This is a genomic window from Umezawaea beigongshangensis (assembly GCF_016464305.1).
Classification (GTDB): Bacteria; Actinomycetota; Actinomycetes; order Mycobacteriales; family Pseudonocardiaceae; genus Umezawaea_A; species Umezawaea_A beigongshangensis.
The window spans coordinates 443816-463534 of sequence record NZ_JAEIOJ010000004.1 but is presented as its reverse complement, the minus strand read 5'-3'; the positions used below and the strand labels follow the sequence as shown (position 1 = coordinate 463534).

Annotated in this window: 21 protein-coding genes; 4 read left to right on the top strand and 17 right to left on the bottom strand. The window is 70.7% G+C overall.

The features are described from left to right. Nucleotides 1-10: 10 nt before the first annotated feature. Together IMZ35_RS13870 and IMZ35_RS13865 are read right to left on the bottom strand one after the other, a co-directional pair. Complete coding sequence (locus tag IMZ35_RS13870; protein ID WP_199441425.1) at nt 11-571, bottom strand: PH domain-containing protein; 561 nt, start codon at nt 569-571, stop codon at nt 11-13. 38 nt (nt 572-609) lie between these two features. Continuing rightward, on the bottom strand, nt 610-780 hold the full coding sequence (locus IMZ35_RS13865; protein WP_199441587.1) for a hypothetical protein: 171 nt from the start codon (nt 778-780) through the stop codon (nt 610-612). Nucleotides 781-914: 134 nt separating this feature from the next. Between IMZ35_RS13865 and IMZ35_RS13860 the strand changes: the two genes are divergently transcribed. Next, nucleotides 915-1340 (top strand): NUDIX hydrolase, encoded by a 426-nt coding sequence (locus tag IMZ35_RS13860; protein ID WP_199441424.1) that lies wholly within the window; start codon nt 915-917, stop codon nt 1338-1340. A gap of 47 nt (nt 1341-1387) precedes the next feature. On the opposite strand, the gene IMZ35_RS13855 is transcribed toward IMZ35_RS13860, so the two are convergent. Further along, on the bottom strand, nt 1388-2497 hold the full coding sequence (locus IMZ35_RS13855; protein WP_199441423.1) for a DUF2332 domain-containing protein: 1110 nt from the start codon (nt 2495-2497) through the stop codon (nt 1388-1390). A 1-nt stretch (nt 2498) separates the two neighbouring features. Then, entirely contained in the window at nt 2499-3002 is a 504-nt protein-coding gene (locus tag IMZ35_RS13850; protein ID WP_199441422.1) for a MaoC family dehydratase, read from the bottom strand. Nucleotides 3003-3312: 310 nt separating this feature from the next. Between IMZ35_RS13850 and corA the strand changes: the two genes are divergently transcribed. Further along, nucleotides 3313-4395 (top strand): magnesium/cobalt transporter CorA, encoded by a 1083-nt coding sequence (gene corA / locus IMZ35_RS13845; protein WP_199441421.1) that lies wholly within the window; start codon nt 3313-3315, stop codon nt 4393-4395. Between the two features lie 260 nt (nt 4396-4655). On the opposite strand, the gene IMZ35_RS13840 is transcribed toward corA, so the two are convergent. Genes IMZ35_RS13840 through IMZ35_RS31415 form a run of 4 tightly spaced genes read right to left on the bottom strand, consistent with a single transcriptional unit; the run spans nt 4656 to nt 8233 of the window. After that, entirely contained in the window at nt 4656-5750 is a 1095-nt protein-coding gene (locus IMZ35_RS13840) for a DUF2332 domain-containing protein (protein ID WP_199441420.1), read from the bottom strand. A 51-nt stretch (nt 5751-5801) separates the two neighbouring features. Beyond that, on the bottom strand, nt 5802-6641 hold the full coding sequence (locus IMZ35_RS13835; RefSeq protein WP_199441419.1) for an ESX secretion-associated protein EspG: 840 nt from the start codon (nt 6639-6641) through the stop codon (nt 5802-5804). Further along, nucleotides 6638-6976: a hypothetical protein gene (locus IMZ35_RS13830; protein WP_199441418.1), complete on the bottom strand. Its 339-nt coding sequence runs from the start codon at nt 6974-6976 to the stop codon at nt 6638-6640. Before IMZ35_RS13830 ends, IMZ35_RS13835 begins: the two co-directional genes overlap by 4 nt. 12 nt (nt 6977-6988) lie before the next feature. After that, a complete protein-coding gene (locus tag IMZ35_RS31415; RefSeq protein ID WP_199441417.1) occupies nt 6989-8233 on the bottom strand; it encodes a WXG100 family type VII secretion target in 1245 nt (414 codons plus the stop codon). Nucleotides 8234-8387: 154 nt separating this feature from the next. Between IMZ35_RS31415 and IMZ35_RS13820 the strand changes: the two genes are divergently transcribed. Next, nucleotides 8388-9071 carry a metallophosphoesterase family protein gene (locus IMZ35_RS13820; protein ID WP_199441416.1) on the top strand — a complete coding sequence of 228 codons (684 nt, stop codon included), beginning with the start codon at nt 8388-8390 and terminating at the stop codon, nt 9069-9071. A gap of 43 nt (nt 9072-9114) precedes the next feature. Then, nucleotides 9115-9903, top strand: a complete 789-nt coding sequence (locus tag IMZ35_RS13815) for a ParB N-terminal domain-containing protein (protein ID WP_199441565.1) — start codon at nt 9115-9117, stop codon at nt 9901-9903. A 2-nt stretch (nt 9904-9905) separates the two neighbouring features. Here IMZ35_RS13815 and IMZ35_RS13810 read toward each other — a convergent pair whose 3' ends face one another. The 9 genes from IMZ35_RS13810 to IMZ35_RS13770 all read right to left on the bottom strand — a co-directional run bounded on the left by IMZ35_RS13810 (nt 9906) and on the right by IMZ35_RS13770 (nt 19696). Next, nucleotides 9906-10883 (bottom strand): hypothetical protein, encoded by a 978-nt coding sequence (locus IMZ35_RS13810; protein ID WP_199441415.1) that lies wholly within the window; start codon nt 10881-10883, stop codon nt 9906-9908. A gap of 218 nt (nt 10884-11101) precedes the next feature. Further along, complete coding sequence (locus IMZ35_RS13805; RefSeq protein ID WP_199441414.1) at nt 11102-11992, bottom strand: SDR family NAD(P)-dependent oxidoreductase; 891 nt, start codon at nt 11990-11992, stop codon at nt 11102-11104. Between the two features lie 329 nt (nt 11993-12321). Further along, nucleotides 12322-13506 (bottom strand): ABC transporter ATP-binding protein, encoded by a 1185-nt coding sequence (locus IMZ35_RS13800; RefSeq protein WP_199441413.1) that lies wholly within the window; start codon nt 13504-13506, stop codon nt 12322-12324. Nucleotides 13507-13513: 7 nt separating this feature from the next. Next, a complete protein-coding gene (locus IMZ35_RS13795; protein ID WP_199441412.1) occupies nt 13514-14359 on the bottom strand; it encodes a carbohydrate ABC transporter permease in 846 nt (281 codons plus the stop codon). Continuing rightward, nucleotides 14359-15321: a carbohydrate ABC transporter permease gene (locus tag IMZ35_RS13790; protein WP_438816868.1), complete on the bottom strand. Its 963-nt coding sequence runs from the start codon at nt 15319-15321 to the stop codon at nt 14359-14361. The genes IMZ35_RS13795 and IMZ35_RS13790 overlap by 1 nt, the downstream gene beginning before the upstream one ends. Next, the gene (locus IMZ35_RS13785; RefSeq protein WP_229371755.1) at nt 15318-16547 is read right to left on the bottom strand and encodes an ABC transporter substrate-binding protein; all 1230 of its coding nucleotides are present in this window, start codon (nt 16545-16547) and stop codon (nt 15318-15320) included. Before IMZ35_RS13785 ends, IMZ35_RS13790 begins: the two co-directional genes overlap by 4 nt. 220 nt (nt 16548-16767) lie before the next feature. Beyond that, nucleotides 16768-17298 (bottom strand): YflT domain-containing protein, encoded by a 531-nt coding sequence (locus IMZ35_RS13780; protein ID WP_199441410.1) that lies wholly within the window; start codon nt 17296-17298, stop codon nt 16768-16770. 170 nt (nt 17299-17468) lie between these two features. Beyond that, complete coding sequence (locus tag IMZ35_RS13775) at nt 17469-17738, bottom strand: hypothetical protein (protein ID WP_199441409.1); 270 nt, start codon at nt 17736-17738, stop codon at nt 17469-17471. A gap of 752 nt (nt 17739-18490) precedes the next feature. Next, nucleotides 18491-19696, bottom strand: coding sequence for an acyl-CoA dehydrogenase family protein (locus tag IMZ35_RS13770; protein ID WP_199441408.1), 1206 nt, complete (start codon nt 19694-19696; stop codon nt 18491-18493). Between the last annotated feature and the right edge of the window lie 23 nt (nt 19697-19719).

The following is a 19719-nucleotide window of genomic DNA, read 5'->3' as shown; positions in this document are numbered from 1 at the left end:
GGACGGCTCGCTACGGCACCATCTTCTTGCCCCTGGCGATGCGCTGAGCCTTGATCATCGAGAACCGGTCGGCCTGGGCCTTCTTGTCGCCGAAGACCAGCTCGGAGATGGCGTCGTACACCTCTTCGGGGTACGGCAGGAACTCGATGCGGTTCAGCGCCTGGATCTGACCGGCCGACTCGACGACGAGCGTGCCGAAGCCGAACATCCGGCCGAGCACGGTGCGCTCGTAGGTGAGGTCGGTGACCTTCGTGACCGGCATCATGGCGAGCTTCGAGTCGAAGACCCCGGAAGCGATCATGAACCGCTTGTCGGTGACGACGATCCGCTCGACCCACCACTCGATGACGAAGTAGGACAGCCTCAGCACCACGAACAGCCCGACGTACCACAGGACGTTCTGGACGATGTCCGCGTTCTCCGGGAGGAGGTACGAGATCATCATCAGCCCGACCAGCAGCGCCGCGCCCTCCAGGGTGTCACCGAGCAGGACGCTCCAGTGCCGGCGGACCTTGATGACCCGGCGCTCGGTCCCGAGGATGTAGTCGTCCGGATCTCTGGGAGCGAACACGGATCACACGCCTCTCGCCGGCGACTGGAGCAGCTGACTCAGGCGAACAGGTTCTTGGCGAACGTGACGATCGCCTCGGCAGCGTCCCTGAGAGTACCCAGGATGTTCTGCACGAGCTGCGCCGCGTTCGCGGGCTCGGCGATCATGAAGAACAGCACCAAGCCCACTCCTGCGAAGGTGAGGATCTTCTTCAAGTTCACGGTGATCATCCCCGTCCGCTACCCGCACCCCTGTGGCGCCAGTGGAAACCGTTGTACCGCACTCGGCGAGCACTCGGGAGATTTGTACCGCACTTGGGTCAGCGCGCAGCACCGCCATTGCGGTGTGACTACTCTGCGTGTTCATGCCACGAAGAGAGCAGCCGCGCATCCGCTGCGCGGGTGGGATCGTGCACGACGCGGAGGGGCGGCTGCTGCTCGTCCGGCGGGGCAATCCGCCTGGTGAGGGCCTGTGGTCGCTCCCCGGCGGCCGGGTCGAGCCGGGCGAGACCGACGTCGCGGCCGTGACGAGGGAGATCGCCGAGGAGACGGGACTGAGCGTCACCGTGGGCCGCGTGGCCGGAACGGTGCTGCGACCGGCCGCGGAGGGGGTCTACGAGATCCACGACCACCTCTGCCAGGTGGAATCGGGAACGCTGCGGGCCGGGGACGACGCGACGGACGTCCGGTGGGCGACGGCTGCGATATTGGCCACACTCGATCGGGAGTCGATGCTCACGGAGGGTCTCGTCGCCGCGCTGAGGTCCTGGAACTGCCTGCCGCGGAGCTGACGGGTCCACCCGTTCGTGCCCCCGCGGCCGGGGGCACGAACGGCGCGTCAGACGAGCCAGGTGAGCCGCTGGCCGTGCACGGCGGTGCGGGCCAGCGCGGTGGCCCGCGCCTCCCCGCCCTCCCAGGTCGTCAGGCCGAGGACGCCGGCGCGCTGCTCCCCCGGTCCGGGGACGAGGTCGTCGCGGCCGGGCAGGACGTGCTCCAGCGCGTCGCCGTAGACCTCGTTGCTGACCCACCACAGCGGCCGCCCGGCGGCCAGCGCGGCCAGCGCGGCGACGAACTCGGCCTGCCGCGGGCCGGGCAGGTAGGGCAGGACGCTGCTCGTGATCACCACGAGAGGCAGGTCGGCGGGCACCAGCTCGGCGGCCGCGCCCAGGTCGTCCACGGCGTCGCCCTCGACGAACACCGGCGGGTCCTTGCGCTGCACGGTCGCCGCCACGCCGAACAGGCGCAGCCGCTCCGGCTGGTCGGCCCACACGCAGGCCTCCAGCCACGCGTAGGAGTCCTCGTCGGTCAGGTCCGCCGGCATCCGGTCCAGCGCGACCCGCGCGCCCACGTCGACCTTCTTCGGCAGCTTCGGCAGCTCCGCACCGGGCGCCAGCTCCAGCGCGCAGTGCAGGCCCAGCGCCGCCTTCGCCGGTCCGGCGACGAGCTGACCGGCCGCCTGCGTCTGGTAGCGGTAGGAGTAGCGGTCGAGCCCCAGCAGCAGCCCGGCGCTCGCTCCGACCTCCAGCAGGCCGATCTTCCCGCCCGCCCGCTTCGCCGCCGCGGCGACGGCCGGGAACAGCTGCGCGGCGCGGCGCACCTCGTTGGTCTGCGTCGAGCGAGCCGCCACCAGCGCCCGCACCCGGTCGGCCCGCTCCAGCACGAACTCGCGGACCAGCGGCCACGTGCCCGAGTCCACGCCGTGCGTCCCGCCGAGCGACGGGTAGTAGTCCGACAGCCGGTGGAACGGCTCCGCCTGCACGACCCGGTGCACCGCCGCGAGCAGGAGTTCCGGGTAGGCGAACTCCCGCGGCGCCGCGGTCAGCAGAGCGGCGACGTCCGGATCGTCGGCGGCCCGCGACGCGAGGTGCTCGTAGAGCGGTGAGACACCGGCCGCCTCCCGCTCGGCGAACTCCCGCAGCCTCTCCCGCACGAGATCCAGATCGGTCATCTCACTCCTTGGGCTCGGGTCGGCCGGGCTGCTCCCCGCCGCGGCTCTCGCCGTGGGAACGCTTCGGCACCATCACCTTGCGGCGGAAGACGCAGACCACGGTCCCGTCCTGCTTGTACCCGCGAGTCTCCACGTGCACCACGCCGCGGTCGTCCTTCGACTTCGACGGCGTCTTGCCGAGCACCTCGGTCTCGCCGTAGATCGTGTCGCCGTGGAAGGTCGGCTTCACGTGCTTGAGCGACTCGACCTCCAGGTTCGCGATGGCCTTGCCCGAGACGTCGGGCACCGACATGCCCAGCAGCAGGGAGTAGACGTAGTTGCCCACCACCACGTTGCGGCCGAAGTCGGTGGTCTCCGCCGCGTAGTGCGCGTCCAGGTGCAGCGGGTGGTGGTTCATGGTGATCAGGCAGAACAGGTGGTCGTCGTACTCGGTGACCGTCTTGCCGGGCCAGTGCTTGTAGACCGCGCCGACGTCGAACTCCTCGTAGTACCGCCCGAACTGCACGTCAGTCCTCCTACGGGTCGTGTGACCGGAAACCCCCGACGACCGGGACGACAGTGTGAGCACCGGGGGAGTACCCTCGGCAACCGGTGTGTGAGCGAATCCACCGTTCGCGCCCGTCGACCCGAGGAGGTGAGGACGCCCCGTGAGCAACGACCCACACCCTGCCAGTACCACCCGCGTCTTCACCGGACGGGCCGTCTAGCAGGTCCCGCGGTATCCGGTCGGGGACGCTCCGGTGCCGGTTCCCCGCTCTGCGAGCGGAACCCGGCACGTCGTAAGCCGTTCACGACGTGAGTACCTGGAGGACCCCATGCCCGGTCTGCCCTCGCTCGGCGGTCTGCGCGGCCGCACGACCTCCCGCCGTCCCGATCCGGTGCCGATCCCGGTGCCGCTGTCGGCGTACGTGGTCGACTGCGCGGTGTACGTCGAGGGCGAGCGCCTGCCCGGCCGCTTCACCCACACGCAGGCCGTGGAGGAGGTCCGCGAGCGCGGCGAGGGCTTCGTGTGGATCGGCCTGCACGAGCCCGACGAGGAGCAGATCCAGGGCGTCGCCGAGACGTTCGGGTTGCACGAGCTGGCCGTCGAGGACGCGGTGCACGCGCACCAGCGCCCCAAGCTGGAGCGCTACGACCAGACGCTGTTCATGGTCCTCAAGACGGTGCGCTACGTGGAGCACGAGTCGCCCGACACCGCCAACGAGATCGTCGAGACCGGCGAGATCATGGCGTTCCTCGGCCACGACTTCATCGTCACGGTGCGGCACGGCAACCACTCCGGGCTCGGCCGGGTGCGGCACGACCTGGAGGCCGACCCCGAGCGGCTCACCGTGGGGCCGTCCGCCGTGCTGTGGGCCATCTCCGACCACGTGGTCGACAACTACCTCGACGTGACCGACCACATCGAGAGCGACCTGGACCAGATGGAGACGATGGTCTTCGCGGTGCGCAGCAGCGTGAGCGCCGAGCAGATCTACCTGCTCAAGCGCGAGGTGCTCGAACTGCGTCGCGCGGTCATGCCGCTCGCGCTGCCGCTGCGGCGGCTCGCCGAGGGCTACACGCCGCTGATCCCGGAGCAGGTCCGCTCCTACTTCCGCGACGTCGACGACCACCTCACCGAGGTGTCCGAGCGCGTCGTGAACTTCGACGAACTGCTCACCACGCTGGTCGACGCGACCCTCGCGAAGATCACGCTCCAGCAGAACACCGACATGCGCAAGATCACCTCGTGGGCGGCGATCATCTCCGTGCCGACCATGGTCGTCGGGGTCTACGGCATGAACTTCGAGTACATGCCGGAACTGGAGTGGAAGTTCGGCTACCCGCTGGTCGTGTCGCTGATCTTCGGGGCGTGCGTGATCCTCTACCGCATCTTCCGCCGGAACCGATGGCTCTAGCGGGTCTCCGACCCGCCGGACCACCCCTCCCCACCCACCTCGCAGCAGTGACGGGAAGTTCCGACATGACCAGAATCCTCACCAACCCCCGCTTCTGGATCCTCGCCTTCGTCTTCACCTGGCTGACCCTGGTGACCGTCCTGATCGCGGAAACGCCGTGAGCGTTCGGGCACCGCGAGTTGAGCGTTCGGGCCTGGTGAGTTGAGCGTTCGGGCGTGGTGAGTTGAGCGTTCGGGCACCTCGGGGTGGGACGTGGCGGGTCACGACCACGGTCGTTCGTCCCAGGTGAAGGGGATGCCGTGGCCCGCTCCGCTGCCCAGGCGCAGGGAGACGCCGGCGGGCCAGAGCTTCAGGAGCAGGTGGAACTCGTAGGTCGGCCCACGGCTGTCGTGCGTGCGCCTCGACTCGTAGACCAGCAGCGCCAGGGGGGCCGACGGGGTCGCACGCTCCGCGGCCGCGGCCAGCACCGCCCTGCCCCGCGCGCGGTCGGCCGGTGACGTGTACTGCCACACCACCGAGTGCCACACGACGGTCAGCACGCCATCGGCCCGGTCGGCGAGCTGCTCGACGAGCCACTCCGGACCCGTCACCCGCTCCACCGGCACGGGATCGGTCGCGGCGAGGTCCAGGGCGTCGCGCAGGCGGCGGAACCGGTCCACCTGGTCCGCCCACACGAACGAGGACAGGTGCAGCCGCCCGTCGTCGGTCGACACGTCGACGGGGTTCACGTCGCAGCCCGCGCGGCGGACGAGGGTCAGCCGGTGCGACAGGTCCGCGGCGGGCGCACCCGTCCACACCGGGTCCAGCACGAGGCGGCTGCGGGCGTCACCGAGCACCCGGCCGTCGGGCATCCGGTAGCCGATCCGGTGCGGGCGCAGGTTCAGGCCGCCGCTGGCGCCGATCTCCAGCAGCCGGACGGGGAACGGCGCGGCCCGGCCGGTGGCCTCGGCTGCGCGGTGCGCCGCCACCTGGAGCCCGCCGAACAGCGGCGCGCTGCGGCCGGGCTCGTTGGTCTGCACGACCGTCGAGCTGATGCGCCGGTTCAGCTCCTCGGTGTTCTCGTGCAGCACCGGCAGCACGTCCTCCCAGAGGGAGTCCAGGCGAGGCGTGCCACCCACGGACGGGTAGTGCGCGGCGAGCTGCGGCGCACGGCCCTCCAGGACGACTCGGTGCACGGCGCCGGCGAAGCGCAGCCCCGGCACGGTGCCCCTGCGGTCGCACTCGCAGCCCGCCATCACCTTGGCGGTGATGCCACCGGCGGCGAGGTCGTCGGCGGCGGCGTTCAGCAGGGTGGCGGTCAGTGGGCTGGACTGCGAACAGCCGCGAGCCGCGTCGACGAACAGTTCGGCGAGCACGCGTCGACGTTAGTCCGTCTTCCGTACGGCGCAACGGGAAGAGCAGCCGGTTCACCCGTCTCGGCGCAGCGGTTCGAGCAGCCGACGAGTCGCGGCACGCAGGTCGTCGCGGCCCAGCGGGTTCACGCTGATCCACCCGGAGCCGTCCGCTCCCGGTTCCTCGGTGAGCCGGAAGCGGCCGCGCGGGGTGTCGATCCAGGCGAGTTCCGCGCCGAACCGGACGTGGTCCTCGTCGTCGCCGCGCAGGCCGTTCGGACGTGATCCGCCGAGCTGCCCCCGACCGTGGACGGGTTGCAGGTGGGCGATCATCCGTCGGGTGACGCGGTCGTCCAGGCCACCGCGTTCCAGCAGGTCCAGCAGGTCGTCCTCGCGAACGCGCTCGCCGGCCCGCACGCGGTCGGCGATCAGCTCCTCGGCGGCGCGCAGCGCGCGCACCGGCAGCGCGAACGGGCTGGCGGACGCGGCGTCGACGTCCGGCACCAGCGCGGCCAGCGCGTCGGCCGCCCGGTCCACGGGGACGGACCGCAGCCGCACGGCGCCCTCCTCGTCGCCGTCGCGCTGCACCGCCAGCAGGGCGTGCGGGACCGCGCCGACGAGCAGCACCGCGCGCAGCGCGCCGCCCTCGCCGTGGACCACCAGATCGAGTGCACCCGTGCGGTGCCGCAGCAGCCGCACGAACTCGTCCGCGATGCCGGTCGGACCGTTCGCGCCGGCCAGGCCGCGCAGCTCCAGGGACTCGCGCGCGCCCTGGAACACGACCGACCGCTCCGCCTCCGACGTGCCGCCGGGCGGGATCTCCAGCGGGAACGGCGGCTCGACCTCGGCGTGCACGCAGAGCAGGTCGACCTCGTACGGGTGCAGGACGCCCCGCGTGCTCACCGGCGCGCTCACGACGGCAGCGGCCCGTCCATGCGCAGCCCGGCGGCACCGGAGGCGTCGTCGCGCCGGTAGCGCGCCGCCGCGGCCTCCGCGCTGCCCACGAACTCGTCCATCCGGGCCAGGGCGGTGCCGAGCTGCTCCAGCAGCCCCGCGGTCCCGCCGAGCCGGTTGTTGAACTTGTCGGTCAGGCCCGATCCCACGGGGCTCGTGCCGAGCCTCGGGTCGTTCGACGGGTGCATCAGCTCCTCGGCGTCGGAGCGCAGCGCCTCGAAGCGGGCCCGCACCTCCTCCACCGCGGCGGCGAACTCGTCGACCCGCTCCGGCTCGACCTCCCAGCTACCGGTCACGTCCTCTTCCCCTCACAGTCCGATGACCGGCGGAGCGGCCTTCGCGTCGAGCGCGAACGGATCTTCCTCGAACGGGTAGCGGCGCTCGTGCTCGCTGTCCTCGTCGCCCTCTCCGCGCCGTCCGGTCGCGCCGGGGCCGTAGCCCGCACCACCCGCGCCGGGCCGTCCGCGCAGCAGACCTCCGGCAGCACCACCGGCACCGCCCCTGCCACCACCGGCACCTCGGCCGGTGGGGCCGAGTCCGGGTGGGAACACGCCGGGCAGGCCGCCCCACAGGCCGTTCGCGCCGGGCAGGCCCACACCGGGCCTGCCCGCGCCGAGCCCCAGCTTCGCCGCGTCGAACCCGGCGCCGCCGGGGCCGCCGGTGAGCGCGTTCCACCGGGCGTCGGAACCGCTGGCGAAGCTCGGGACGGTGCTGTCGCCGGACCGGGCCCCCGACCCCGCGCCGGAACCGGAGCCCGGTGCGGAGACGCCCGCGCCGCTGGTGCCCGTGGCGTCGCCGTGGTCGGTGTCGGTGTCGCCGGTGGAGCCGCGGGGTGGCACCCGCACGACCGGCGGGGTGCCGATGCCGTGACCGGGAGTGGCGCCGGGACCCGCCGCGCCCGCGCCGCCACCACCGCTGGCCGGGCCGCCGAAGCGCGGCGTCGAGCCGTCGACGTCGAGAGCGGCCGTCTCGAAGCGCTGCATGGTCTGCACCGCGCGCCTCTTGAGCTTGCGCTTCTTGCTGGCACTGGCGAAGAACGAGCCGATGCCGCCGAGGACGGCGCCGATCGCGGCACCGGCCGGGCCGCCGAAGGCCGCACCGGCTGCGGCTCCCCCGGCGAGGGAACCCCAGCTGAAGCCGTCGGGCGGAGCCGGCATCTGCTGCTGCGCCGAGCGCAGCGCGCCCGCCGCGTGCTCGACGGGAGCCGCCATGCTCGTCGCGGTCTCCCCGAGGTCGGACAGCCAGGCCGCGTTGCGCAGGACGGTCCGCGACGCCTCGTCGGCCGCGCCTCCCGACCAGTGCTGCAGGAGCTTCGCGAGCGAGCGCTGCAACTCCTCCGACCGTTCGGAGATGCTGGTGCCCTGGCGCTGCCAGGTGTCGGCGAGCCGCTCCACGTGCGTCGGGTCGGCCTTCTCCCAGACCATCGCGAACAGCGCCTTGTGGCTGTAGCCGTCCCAGTGGGTGCCACCGGCGACGTAGGCGTCGTCGGCCGACCTCTCCGCCTTGCGGTACTCCCGCACGGCGGCGGCGAACTGCTGCGCGGCCTCGGTCACGAAGCCGAAGAGACCTCCGAACAACCCCTCGCCCGCCACGAAGAACCCCCGCTGTCGACTCCGCTCCGACCCACAACCTAGTGCGGTCGCCGCCGCCGCGACCAGGTTTTGCCGCACTCCGCACGGGCCTGCCGGGAGGCCTACCCTCGAACCCGTGACCAGGGTGCTGGCGGTTGCCGACGAGGTGGTCGAGTCGCTGTGGACCGAACGGGTGCGCCGGTACGAGGTGGACCTGATCGTCGCGGCGGGCGACCTGCCGTTCGACTACCTGGAGTTCCTCGCCACGGCGCTGGACCGGCCGTGCGTGTTCGTGCCGGGCAACCACGACGCGGACCTCGGCGGCTACTCGAACGTGCGCGGCCTGTGGACGAGGGACGGCCTGCCGGCCCGCTGGCCGGGCCCGGTGGGCGGGGTGAACGCCGACCAGCGCGTCGTGGACGTCGCCGGGCTGCGCATCGCCGGGCTGGGCGGCTCCATCCGCTACAACTCCGGCCCGAACCAGTGGACCGAGCGGCAGCAGGCGCGACGGATGCGGCGCGTCGCGAGGCTGGCGAACTGGCGGCGGATGCGCGACGGTCGTGGAGTGGACCTGCTGCTCACCCACTCGCCGCCGCGCGACTGCGGTGACGAGCCCGACCCGCCGCACCGCGGCTTCCAGTGCCTGCACGACGGTGTGCGGCGGTTGCGGCCACCGCTGCTGCTGCACGGGCACATCCACCCGCACGGCGAGCCGAAGCCGGACCGCCTGCTGGACGGCACCCGGGTCGTGAACGTCGTGGGGCACCGGGTGCTCGACGTCCCGTCCGCGACGAACCCGGAGGTCGATCGTGCCCCGTGACACCGGATTCCCGCTCGCCGACGCGGAGAACGACTTCACCAGGATGCGGCGGCAGCAGGTGCTGTCGCGGCTCGCGGCGTGGCTGCGGCGCGAACCGGACGACGTGAACATCATGCTGCCGTTCGCCGAGGTCGTGGACGCGCTGGGCCGGCTCAGCGAGCGCAGGACCGGACTGCGGGTGATCCGGCTGGACTCGATCGTCGGCAGCGTGGACCGGACGCGGGACTTCGACCGCCGGTTCCGGCCCACGTCCGGGCGGGTGCGGGAGCGCTGGCAGCGACTGGCGCTGGCGCAGCGGCGCGGCGAGTCCGTGCCGCCGATCGACGTCTACCGGGTCGGCGACCTGCACTTCGTCTCCGACGGGCACCACCGCGTGTCCGTGGCGCACGCCCTCGGGCTGGAGACGATCGACGCCTACGTGACGGAGGTCGTCACCCGGATCAACGCCCGCGGCATCCGGCACCGCGGCGACCTCATCGTGAAGGACCACCGAAGGCTGTTCCTGGAGCGCGTGCCGCTCACCGGACAGGCGCGGACCGCGGTGGTGGTGTGCGACCCGTGGGACTACGCGCGGCTGGGCGAGAACGTCGAGGCGTGGGGCTTCCGGCTGATGCAGGACGAGGGGCGGTTCCTCGACCGGGCCACCGTCGCGCGGCGCTGGTACTCCGAGGAGTACCAGCCGGTCGTGACCATGCTGCGGCAGGCCGACATGATCGGGGACCGCACCGACGCCGAGGCGTACGTGTGGGTCGCCGGTGAGCGGTACCGGCTGATCCGCACGCACCGCTGGGACCCCGAGGTGCTCGACGCGGTGCGGTCCAGCCAGCACTGACGCTAGTCGTCCTCCGGCAGCGGCCGGGCCCGGTGCATGACGCGGTCGGCGTAGTTGTCCAGCAGGCGCGTGCCGATCTGCTGCCCGTAGCCGAGGATCACGGCCCACAGCAGCAGCGCGCCCTGCGAGGTGATGCCGATCAGCCCGGTCACCACCCCCGCGCTCAGCGCCAGCACGCCCACCACCGCCAGCGCGGCCCCGAGCATGACCTTGATCAGCGCCTGGTAGCCGATCATGACGTAGGGCGAGAGGCTGGGCCTGCGGCGCAGCAGCGGCACGGCCGCGGCGAGCAGCGCGCCGAACGCGCCGAGGAGCTGCACGAGGAACAGGTCGATGCCCGCCGGTGCCGGACCGCCGGGGCAGATCGCCGCCAGCTCCTCCCTGGCCCGCACGCACAGCGGGATCGTGCCCGGCCGGACCACGCCCATCACGCCGAGCACGGTGTTGAGGACGAAGAGGACGACGCTCGCCGCGATGAGCTTGTTGCGCAGGGCCCGCGCGCCGGCGTGGGAGCTGTCGGAGTTGTCGAACGCCGCCCGCAGCGCGTCCACGACCACGGCCCGCTCGACCCGCGGCGGGAACTCGCCCGGTCGCAGCTCCTCCAGCGCTCTGCGCCGCGGGTCCTCGTCCGGCAGGTTCGCCCACACCCTGGCCTGGAGGCTCGGGAGCCTGCCGTCCAGGCCGGGTTCGGCGGCGACGGTGGCGATCTCCGCCTCGTGCAGTGCGCGCCAGGCGCGCTCGATGTGCCAGCCGGACCACCACGACGTGATGGCACGTGGTGAGAACCCGTCCCGGTGGGCCAGCGCCGACTCCACGACGGCCACCGCGTCGTCCGCGGTGCGCCGCCACTGCTGGCCCTCCTCGTCGAGCGGGTCGCGCGGCCCGAGCGCGGCCAGATCGGCCTTGACCCGGTTGAGCCGCGCCTCCACCACGAGCCGCCAGTCGGCGGCGCGGGGCCGGTCTCCGCCTGTCTCGTCCACGATCCGATCTTCGCACTCCGCACCGGCGCTGTCGGACCGCCGAAGGGCTCACAGCGGGCGCGATTTCGTGCTCCGGCGTGCGGGAGGAGTGGACCGGGGGGCGGGTGGGACCGGTGTGCGCGGAGGGGAGGCCGGGATGTCCGAACGCGGGGAGCTTCCGTCCCGTCGGACGGCACGAAAGCCCCCCGCGTCCAGCAGTCCCGCTCGGCGTTGCGCGGTTACGCCGTGCGGGACGGTTCGACGAGCTCGCGCAACCGGGGCGGCATGCGCTTCTCGAGACCGAACGGTTCGAGGTGCGCCTGCAGCACGCCGGTGAACGCGCGCTCAACACTCGCCGTGTCCCAGAGGTCGCTCTCCAGGATCGGCTGCTTGAAGTGGGGGTGTCCCACGAGGTGGAGCTGGCGGCCGTTGCAGCGGACGATCTGACCGGTGATGCCCTCGGACGCGTCGCTGAGCAGGAACAGCACCAGCGGGGCGACCTTGGACGGGGTGCGGTCGGCCGGGATCGCGCGCAGCGACCGCTCGGACTGCCACACCATGCGCGTGTGCGCGACGGGGCAGACGGCGTTGACGCGGATGCCCTCGGGCTCCAGGTCGAGCGCCCAGGACGAGCTGAGCGAGACGACGGCGCCCTTCGTGGCGGAGTACGTGGCGAGCTTGCGCTGACCGAGGAACGCGCCGGAGGAGATGTTGACGATGGAGCCGCCACCGCCCTGCTCGCGCATCGCGCGCATGGCGGCCATCCCGGTGTAGACGACGCCGAGGAGGTTGACCTCGACGACCCGGCGGATCGTGTCGGGGTCGTCCTCCCAGGGCGGCGTCTCGTAGTTGAGCCCGGCGTTGTTCACCAGGCCGTCGACGCGACCGAACTCCGTCGTGCAGAGGTCGACGATCTTCTCGGCCTCGCTCGGGTCGGCCACGGTGTGCGCGCTGGCGACCGCGCGGCCCCCGTGCAGCCCGATGTTCTCCGCGACGCGCTCCGCGAGGTCGGCGTCCACGTCGTTCACCACGACCGAGGCGCCGGCGAGCGCCGCGTGCACGGCGTACGCCTCTCCCAGGCCACGGCCGGCACCGGTCACCACGATCGCTTTCCCGTCCAGGATCCCCATGCGCTCTCCCCTGTCCTCGGCGGACACCCGCTGCCCCGACGACCAGCCGGGATGTACCCGCCTTCGACCAGCCTGAGGACGATCCGTAGAGCTGCGGATCACGGTGCGTTGAAAAGTCGCCAGGCTGCGCTGAATGGACCACGCGAGTTCGTCCCGGCAGATGCCCTTGGCCAATCAGCTACTCAGCGTCATATCGGTGGCTGCGGTCAGTGGGGAAGTTGCTGCGCGCAGCACGTTCCGCGGTGTGCCCCGACGACGGAACGGGCCGCCGCCGGGAGGACGCGAGGTCCTCCCCGACGACGGCCCGCGCCGGTCGAGCAGCAGAACGACTAGTCGCCCGAGTAGGTGAGGTTCTTCCCGGTGGCCGGGTCGAAGAGCTGCACCTTGTCGGCGTCGAACCAGATCTCCGCGGGCTCGCCCACCTTGGCCGTCGAGGTCGCCGAGATGCGTGTGACCAGGGAGATGCCGTCGCCGGGGACGTCGCTCGTGCCCACGTCCGCCGCCAGCTCCGCCAGCTCCGCCGACGTCGCCTGCTCGCCGGAGATGCTGAAGTAGGCGTACTTGTCCGACCCCATCGACTCCAGCACCTCCACGGAGGAGGTGAACGTCGCACCGCGGGACCTCGACGCGTCGTCGATCAGCCGGGCGTCCTCGAAGTGCTCGGGGCGGATGCCCGCGATGACCTCGCGGGGCGCGTCCGCGCTCTCCAGGAGGTTCCGGATGCGGTCGCTCAGCGTCACGTCACCCAGGCCCGACCGCAGCGAGCCGTTCTCCAGCGTCGCCGGGACGAAGTTCATCGACGGCGAGCCGATGAACCCGGCGACGAACAGGTTCGTCGGGTGGTCGTAGAGGAACTGCGGAGCACCGATCTGCTGCACCAGCCCGCCGCGCATGACCACGACGCGGTCGCCCAGCGTCATGGCCTCGGTCTGGTCGTGCGTCACGTAGACCATCGTCGTGCCGAGCTGCCGCTGCAACCGCGACACCGACGTCCGCATCTGCACGCGCAGCTTCGCGTCGAGGTTGGACAGCGGCTCGTCCATGAGGAACGCCTTGGGGCTGCGCACGATCGCCCGCCCCATGGCGACGCGCTGCCGCTGGCCACCGGACAGGTTCGCCGGCTTGCGGTCCAGGTGCTGCCCCAGGTCGAGGATGTCGGCGGCCTCGGCCACCTTCTTCTCGACCGTCGCGTCGTCGACCTTCGCCAGCCGCAGCGGGAAGGCCATGTTCTCCTTCACCGTCATGTGCGGGTAGAGGGCGTAGGACTGGAACACCATCGCGATGTCCCGGTCCTTCGGCGCGCGCTCGTTCACCCGCTCGCCGCCGATGCGCAGCTCCCCGGAGGAGATGTCCTCCAGCCCGGCGATCATGTTCAGCGTCGTGGACTTCCCGCAGCCGGACGGGCCGACGAGGATGATGAACTCGCCGTCGGCGATCTCCACGTCCACGTCCTGCACGGCCAGCGCACCGTCGGGGTACCGCTTGGTCACCTTGTCCAGAACGATTTCTGCCATTGGAACCTCACCCCTTGACGGCGCCGGACGTCAGCCCGGCGACGATGCGACGCTGGAAGAACAACACGAACAGGATGATCGGGATCGTGATCACCACGGCCGCCGCGGCGATCGACCCGGTCGGGTCCTCGAACTGCGAGCTGCCGGTGAAGAACGACAGCGCCACCGGAACGGTCCGCGAGCGCTCGGTCGAGGTGAGCGAGATCGCGAACAGGAAGTCGTTCCAGCAGAAGATGAACACCAGGATCGCGGTGGTGAACACGCCGGGAGCGGCCAGCGGGGCGATGACCCTGCGGAACGCCTGGCCCGGCGTGGCGCCGTCCATCTTCGCGGCCTTCTCCAGCTCCCAGGGGATCTCCCGGAAGAACGCCGACAGCGTGTAGATCGCCAGCGGCAGCGCGAACGTGATGTACGGCAGGATCAGGCCGGGCCACGTGTCGAACAGGCCCAGCGAGCGCTCGATCTCGAACAGCGGCGACACCAGCGACACCTGCGGGAACATCGCGATCAGCAGCGACACCCCGACCAGCAGCTTCTTGCCGGGGAAGTCGAGCCGCGCGATCGCGTACGCCGCCATCGTGCCGAACACCACCGCGATCGTGGTCGCGATGAGCGCGATGCCGATGGAGTTCAGCAGCGCGCGCACGAACTCGGTCGTGGCGAAGATGTTGGCGTAGTTGTCCAGCGTCCACTCGCGCGGGACGAAGTTCCCGTCGGTGAGCGTCGCGGCCGACTTGAACGACAGCGACGCGATCCACAGCACCGGGAACAGCGCGTAGATCACCACGACGGCGTTCAGCACGCCCCAGCGGACCTTGCGGGCCGTCGTCTCGGCCCCTCCCACGCCTGCCATCAGCGCTTCCCCCCGTCGTCGCTGCCGGGCGCCGCCGTGCCGAACAGCTTGATGAACACGAAGGCGATGACCGCCACCATGATGAAGATCAGCACCGACATCGTCGATCCGATGCCGAGGTTCAGACCCCTGATCAGGTTGTTGTAGGTGAGCATCGACACCGACGACGTGCCCTGCGATCCGGCGGTCAGCACGAACAGGTTGTCGAAGATGCGGAACGCGTCGAGGGTGCGGAACAGCAGCGCCACCAGGATCGCGGGCTTCATGATCGGCAGCATCACCTTCGCGAAGCGCTGCCAGGCGTTCGCGCCGTCCATCGACGCGGCCCGCAGCAGGTCGTCCGGCACGAGCGCCAGACCGGCCATCAGCAGCAGCGCCATGAACGGCGTGGTCTTCCAGACCTCGGCGAGGACCACGACCATCAGCGCCGGGATCTTCTGGGTCAGCACCGGGTCGCCGCTGGCCACGATCTCGGCGAGGTACCCGGTCTGCGGCGTCCAGGCGTAGCGCCAGGAGAAGGCCGCGACGACCGTGACGATGCCGTACGGGATCAGGGTCGACGTGCGGACGATGCCGCGGCCGACGAGCGTGCGGTGCATGATCAGGGCCAGCGCCATGCCGAGCACCAGCTCGATCACGACGGACACCACGGTCAGCACGACCGTCACCCACACCGCGTTCCACCAGTACTCCGAGGTGAGGACCGTGACGTAGTTGTCCAGTCCGACGAACTCGGTGCGGTCGGGGAACTTCAGGTCGTAGCGCTGCAGCGACAGCCAGACGGAGTAGATGATCGGCCACGCCGTGACGGCGATCATCACGATCGCCGCGGGCGCGACGAGCATCAGGCCCAGCTTGCGCTCGGCCTTCTTGCCCTCGCTCAGGACGGGCTTGTCCTTCTCGCCGGCCGGGCGAACGGCCCGCGCCGCCACGTCGGCCGGCTCGGTGGTCGTCCCGCTCACGGCAGCACCCCCTTGGAGTCGAGCGCTTCCTGCAACTCGCTGCGCAGCCGGTCCGCCGTCGCCCGCGGGTCGATGCTCGCCGGCGGCGACAGGATCGTGGAGATCACCGTGGAGACGTTCTGGTACGCCGGGGTCCGCGGGCGGACGCTCGCCGTCTTCAGCGTCTCGATGATGGCGTCCTTCATCGGGTAGGTCTCGGCCATCTCCGGCTCGTCGTAGACGGCCTCGATGGTCGGCGGCACACCGTCCTTGAGCGCTTGCAGCTTCTGGTTCTCGGCGTTGCGCAGGCAGGTCACCGCGTCGAAGGACTCGTCCGGGTGCTCCGAGTAGGCGCTCACGCCGTAGTTGATGCCGCCCACGGTGACCCGCGAGTCGCCGTCGCCGGTGGACGGGTAGGGCGCCCACTTGAGGTTCTTCGCGAACTCGGGCTTCTCCTGCGCCGCCGCGTAGACGTACGGCCAGTTGAGCATGAAGGCCGCGTTGCCGGCCTCCATCGCCAGCCGGGCGTCGTCCTCGGCGGCGTTGGAGAACGACGGGTCCACGACGTCGGACGTCGCGAAGGTCTGCAGCGTCTCCAGCGCCCGCACCACGCCGTCGTCGACGATCGCCTTCGTGCCGTTCACGTCGAGGATGGTGCCCCCGGAGGAGGCGACGAGCGTGTTGAACATGACGACGAGGCCCTCGTACTGCTTGCCGGTCGCCTCGATCAGGCCCGGCTGCCCCTTGGCCCGCAGCTCCTCGCCCATCTCGATCATCTCGTCCCACGTCGCGGGGGGCGTGGGAACCAGGTCACCGCGGTACCAGAGCAGCTGGACGTTCGTGTTGTCCGGCGCTCCGTAGAGCTTGCCCTCGTACCTGGCGGTGTCCAGCGGTGTCTGGAGAGTGCCCGCCTCCACCTGCGACTTCGCGTCGCCGGTGAACTCCCTGATCCAGCCCGCCTCGGCCAGCTCCGCCGTCCACGTGACGTCCATGCCCATGACGTCCATGCCGGTGTCACCGGCGGCGAGCCTGCGCACCATCTGCTCGCGCTGGGCGTCGGCCTCGCGCGGGAGCTTGTGGTAGACGATGTCGTAGCGACCGCCCGCGACCTCGTTGCAGCGGTCGACGATTGACTGGAAGCTCTCCTGCGGATACTTGTAGACGTTGATGGTGATGCCGTCGTCACTAGCCCCGCACGCTGTCACCAGTGGAGCCGCCACGAGTGCGGCCCCCAGCGCTGCGGCCATCCGACGACGTGGTGTTCGGCAACGCCCCGATCGGTCGGCGTCCCTCATCGGCCCAGCCTCCTTCCGACAACCTCACGGAAGAGCCGGTCACGGCTGCGCCCGGCACCCCGTCGTGCCCCAGAACCGGTCGTCCGTCTCCTGGGTGACGACCGGTGGAACGAACCTAGGCCTGTTGATCACTGCCCGCAACCGAGACGGACAACGATTCAGGACCGAAGCGTCAGACCGCCGGGCCGCCGGGCTTCATGGCGAGCTTGGCGAGCAGGTCGCGCCCCTTCTCGGCCGACCGCGGCTGGCACAGCACGTCGTACCGCCCGGCCACGAGCTGACTGGCGGACTGGAAGTCCCGCTTGCCCCGCGTGGACCCGTAGCCCACCGCCGCGAACACGACGCCGAAGACGACACCGGTGACGAGCCCGACGAGGATCGGCCCGAAGCTGCCGGTGCCCGCGCTGTTGAACAACCCGAGCAGCACGCCGACGAACAGACCGAACCAGGCGCCCGACGCGGCCCCCGTGCCGATCACGCGACCCCAGGTCAGCCGCCCGGTGACCCGCTCGACGAGCATGAGGTCGACCCCGACGATGGTGACCTCCTGGACGGGGAAGTCCCCGTCGGCGAGGAAGTCGACGGCGCGCTGGGCCTCCTCGTAGGTGGTGTAGGACCCGATGGGCCAGCCGGTGGGCGGCGTGGGCAGCCGGGGGGTGAGGCCCTGGCGGCTCTGACTCTGACCGGAGAACGAACTCGTCACGGTGACCACCTCTTCGCAGCGCTGATCACCCCATCCTGCCAAGTCGGGGCACACCGTGCGAAACGGGTGCGGCGCGGTGCGGCGACGGCGGCGCGCTCCGCAAGCACCGCCCGCACCCGCCCCAGCGGACGTTCACGCCGACGAGCACGACCAGGGGCCGGAACGAGTGCTCACCCCTCCGCTCGACCGCGAAACCGCTCGAAGACCTCTCTCTCCTCCCAGTCGTCGTCGAACGCCTCCAGGACTCTCATCAGGACATACTGCCTGCGCCCATCGCTCACCTCGTACCGAGCGAACTCCACAGCACTTCGCACGGACGGCCAGCGGAGGACGTGCACGGAGTACTGCACGATCTCCAACATGCCGAAGTTCTCGGAGTGGATCAGACCTCGAAACTCCTCTTCGAACAGCGATCTCTGATCCGGATTGTCGACGACCAATTGCGTCAGCTGTGCAGCACAGGGGCTCGACTTTCGAGTAGTCGACCCCGGGAAGCTGAGCTTCCAGGACGTTCCCGATATCAACAGCCAGCACCCTGAAGGAGTCGACGGCAGAGCTGACACTTCCCCTCGTAAACCCTTGAGATGTCGATTCCATTACCAGCGAAAGCCCTTTCGGCTACCCGTCGAACAGTCGGACGTCCAGGCGCACGTGAACTTCACGGGCACAGAGGTTGTGCGTACGAAGTTCCACCGGGCGAACAGTGCTCGAAGTGATGACAGAACGATTGTGGACGCTTGCGCAGATCACCTGGTTCAAGCAGGTCAGCAGCGACCCGCCCCTCGATCGAAGCGTTGCAGAACGGGGGTGCGCCGTGACGATCACCGTCTTCGAGCCGTCCGGCGCTTCAACCACCAGATCCACCCGCGCCTTGGCGGCATCCGTGCGGCACGACCAGCGTGTCACCGGTGAGGCTGTTCGGCCCCGCAGCACACGACTCGGCCGCGGTGTCGAGGAGGACGTCCTTCGTCAAGGCTCGGCCGCCCCCGCGCCGCTCTCCACATCGCCGTTGCCGACTCTCCACTGCAACCAGAGTTCCTGGAGGTGGGTGCACTCGTCCAGCGAACAGTTGTCACAACAGCGAACGTGTTCTCGCAGTTCTGCTGCCCGACCAGACCCGCGTTGATCGACTCGGCCGAGCGGGCGTCCGGGCGGTCCGCGCCGCTCTCCGGCGCGGACCGCGTCACCGGCGTCAGCCGCGCGAGCGGTACTCGCGCAGCAGTCCCCTGCTGATGATCGTCTTCTGGATCTCGCTGGTGCCCTCGCCGATGAGCAGGAACGGGGCCTCGCGCATGAGGCGCTCGATCTCGTACTCCTTGGAGTAGCCGTAGCCGCCGTGGATGCGGAACGCCTCCTGGGTCACCTCGACGCAGTACTCGGAGGCGATCAGCTTCGCCATGCCCGCCTCGACGTCGTTGCGCGCGCCGGAGTCCTTCAGCCGCGCGGCGTTGACCATCATCAGGTGCGCCGCCTCGACCTTGGTGGCCATCTCGGCGAGCTTGAACGCGACGGCCTGGTGCTCGGCGATGGGCTTGCCGAACGTCGTGCGCTGCTGGGCGTAGTCGACGGCCAGCTCGAACGCGCGGATCGCGATGCCGCAGGCGCGCGCGGCCACGTTGACGCGGCCGACCTCGACGCCGTCCATCATGTGCCCGAACCCCCTGCCCACCTCGCCGCCGAGCACCTGACCGGCGGGGACGCGGTGGCCGTCGAAGACCATCTCGGTCGTGTCGACGCCCTTGTACCCCATCTTGTCGATCTTGCCGGGGATCGTCAGGCCGGGGGCGACCTCGCCGTAGCCCTCCGGCTTCTCGACCAGGAGGGCCGTCAGGCGCTGGTGGGGCCTGACGGCGTCCTCGGTGCCCTCGTCGGTGCGCACCAGCACGGCGGTGAGGTTGGAGGTGCCGCCGTTGGTCAGCCACATCTTCTGGCCGTCGACCACGAACTCGTCGCCGTCGCGCTTCGCCCTGGTGCGGATCGCCGCCACGTCGGAGCCCAGTTCCGGCTCGGACATGGAGAACGAGCCGCGCACCTCGCCGGTCGCCATCCGCGGCAGGTACTTCCGCTTCTGCTCGGGGGTGCCGTGCTGCTTCAGCATGTGGGCCACGATGAAGTGGGTGTTGATGACGCCGGAGACGCTCATCCAGCCGCGGGCGATCTGCTCGACCACGAGGGCGTAGGTGAGCAGCGACTCGCCGAGCCCGCCGAACTCCTCGGGGACGGTCAGGCCGAACAGGCCCATCTCCTTCATGCCCTCGACGATGTCCGCCGGGTACGTGTCACCGTGTTCGAGCGCCTGCGCGTGGGGGATGATCTCCTTGTCCACGAACGCGCGGACGGTCGACAGGATCTCCTCCTGGACATCGGTGAGACCTGCGGTCTGGGCGAGGCGCGGCATCGCACTTCCCTTCGTCGCTGGGG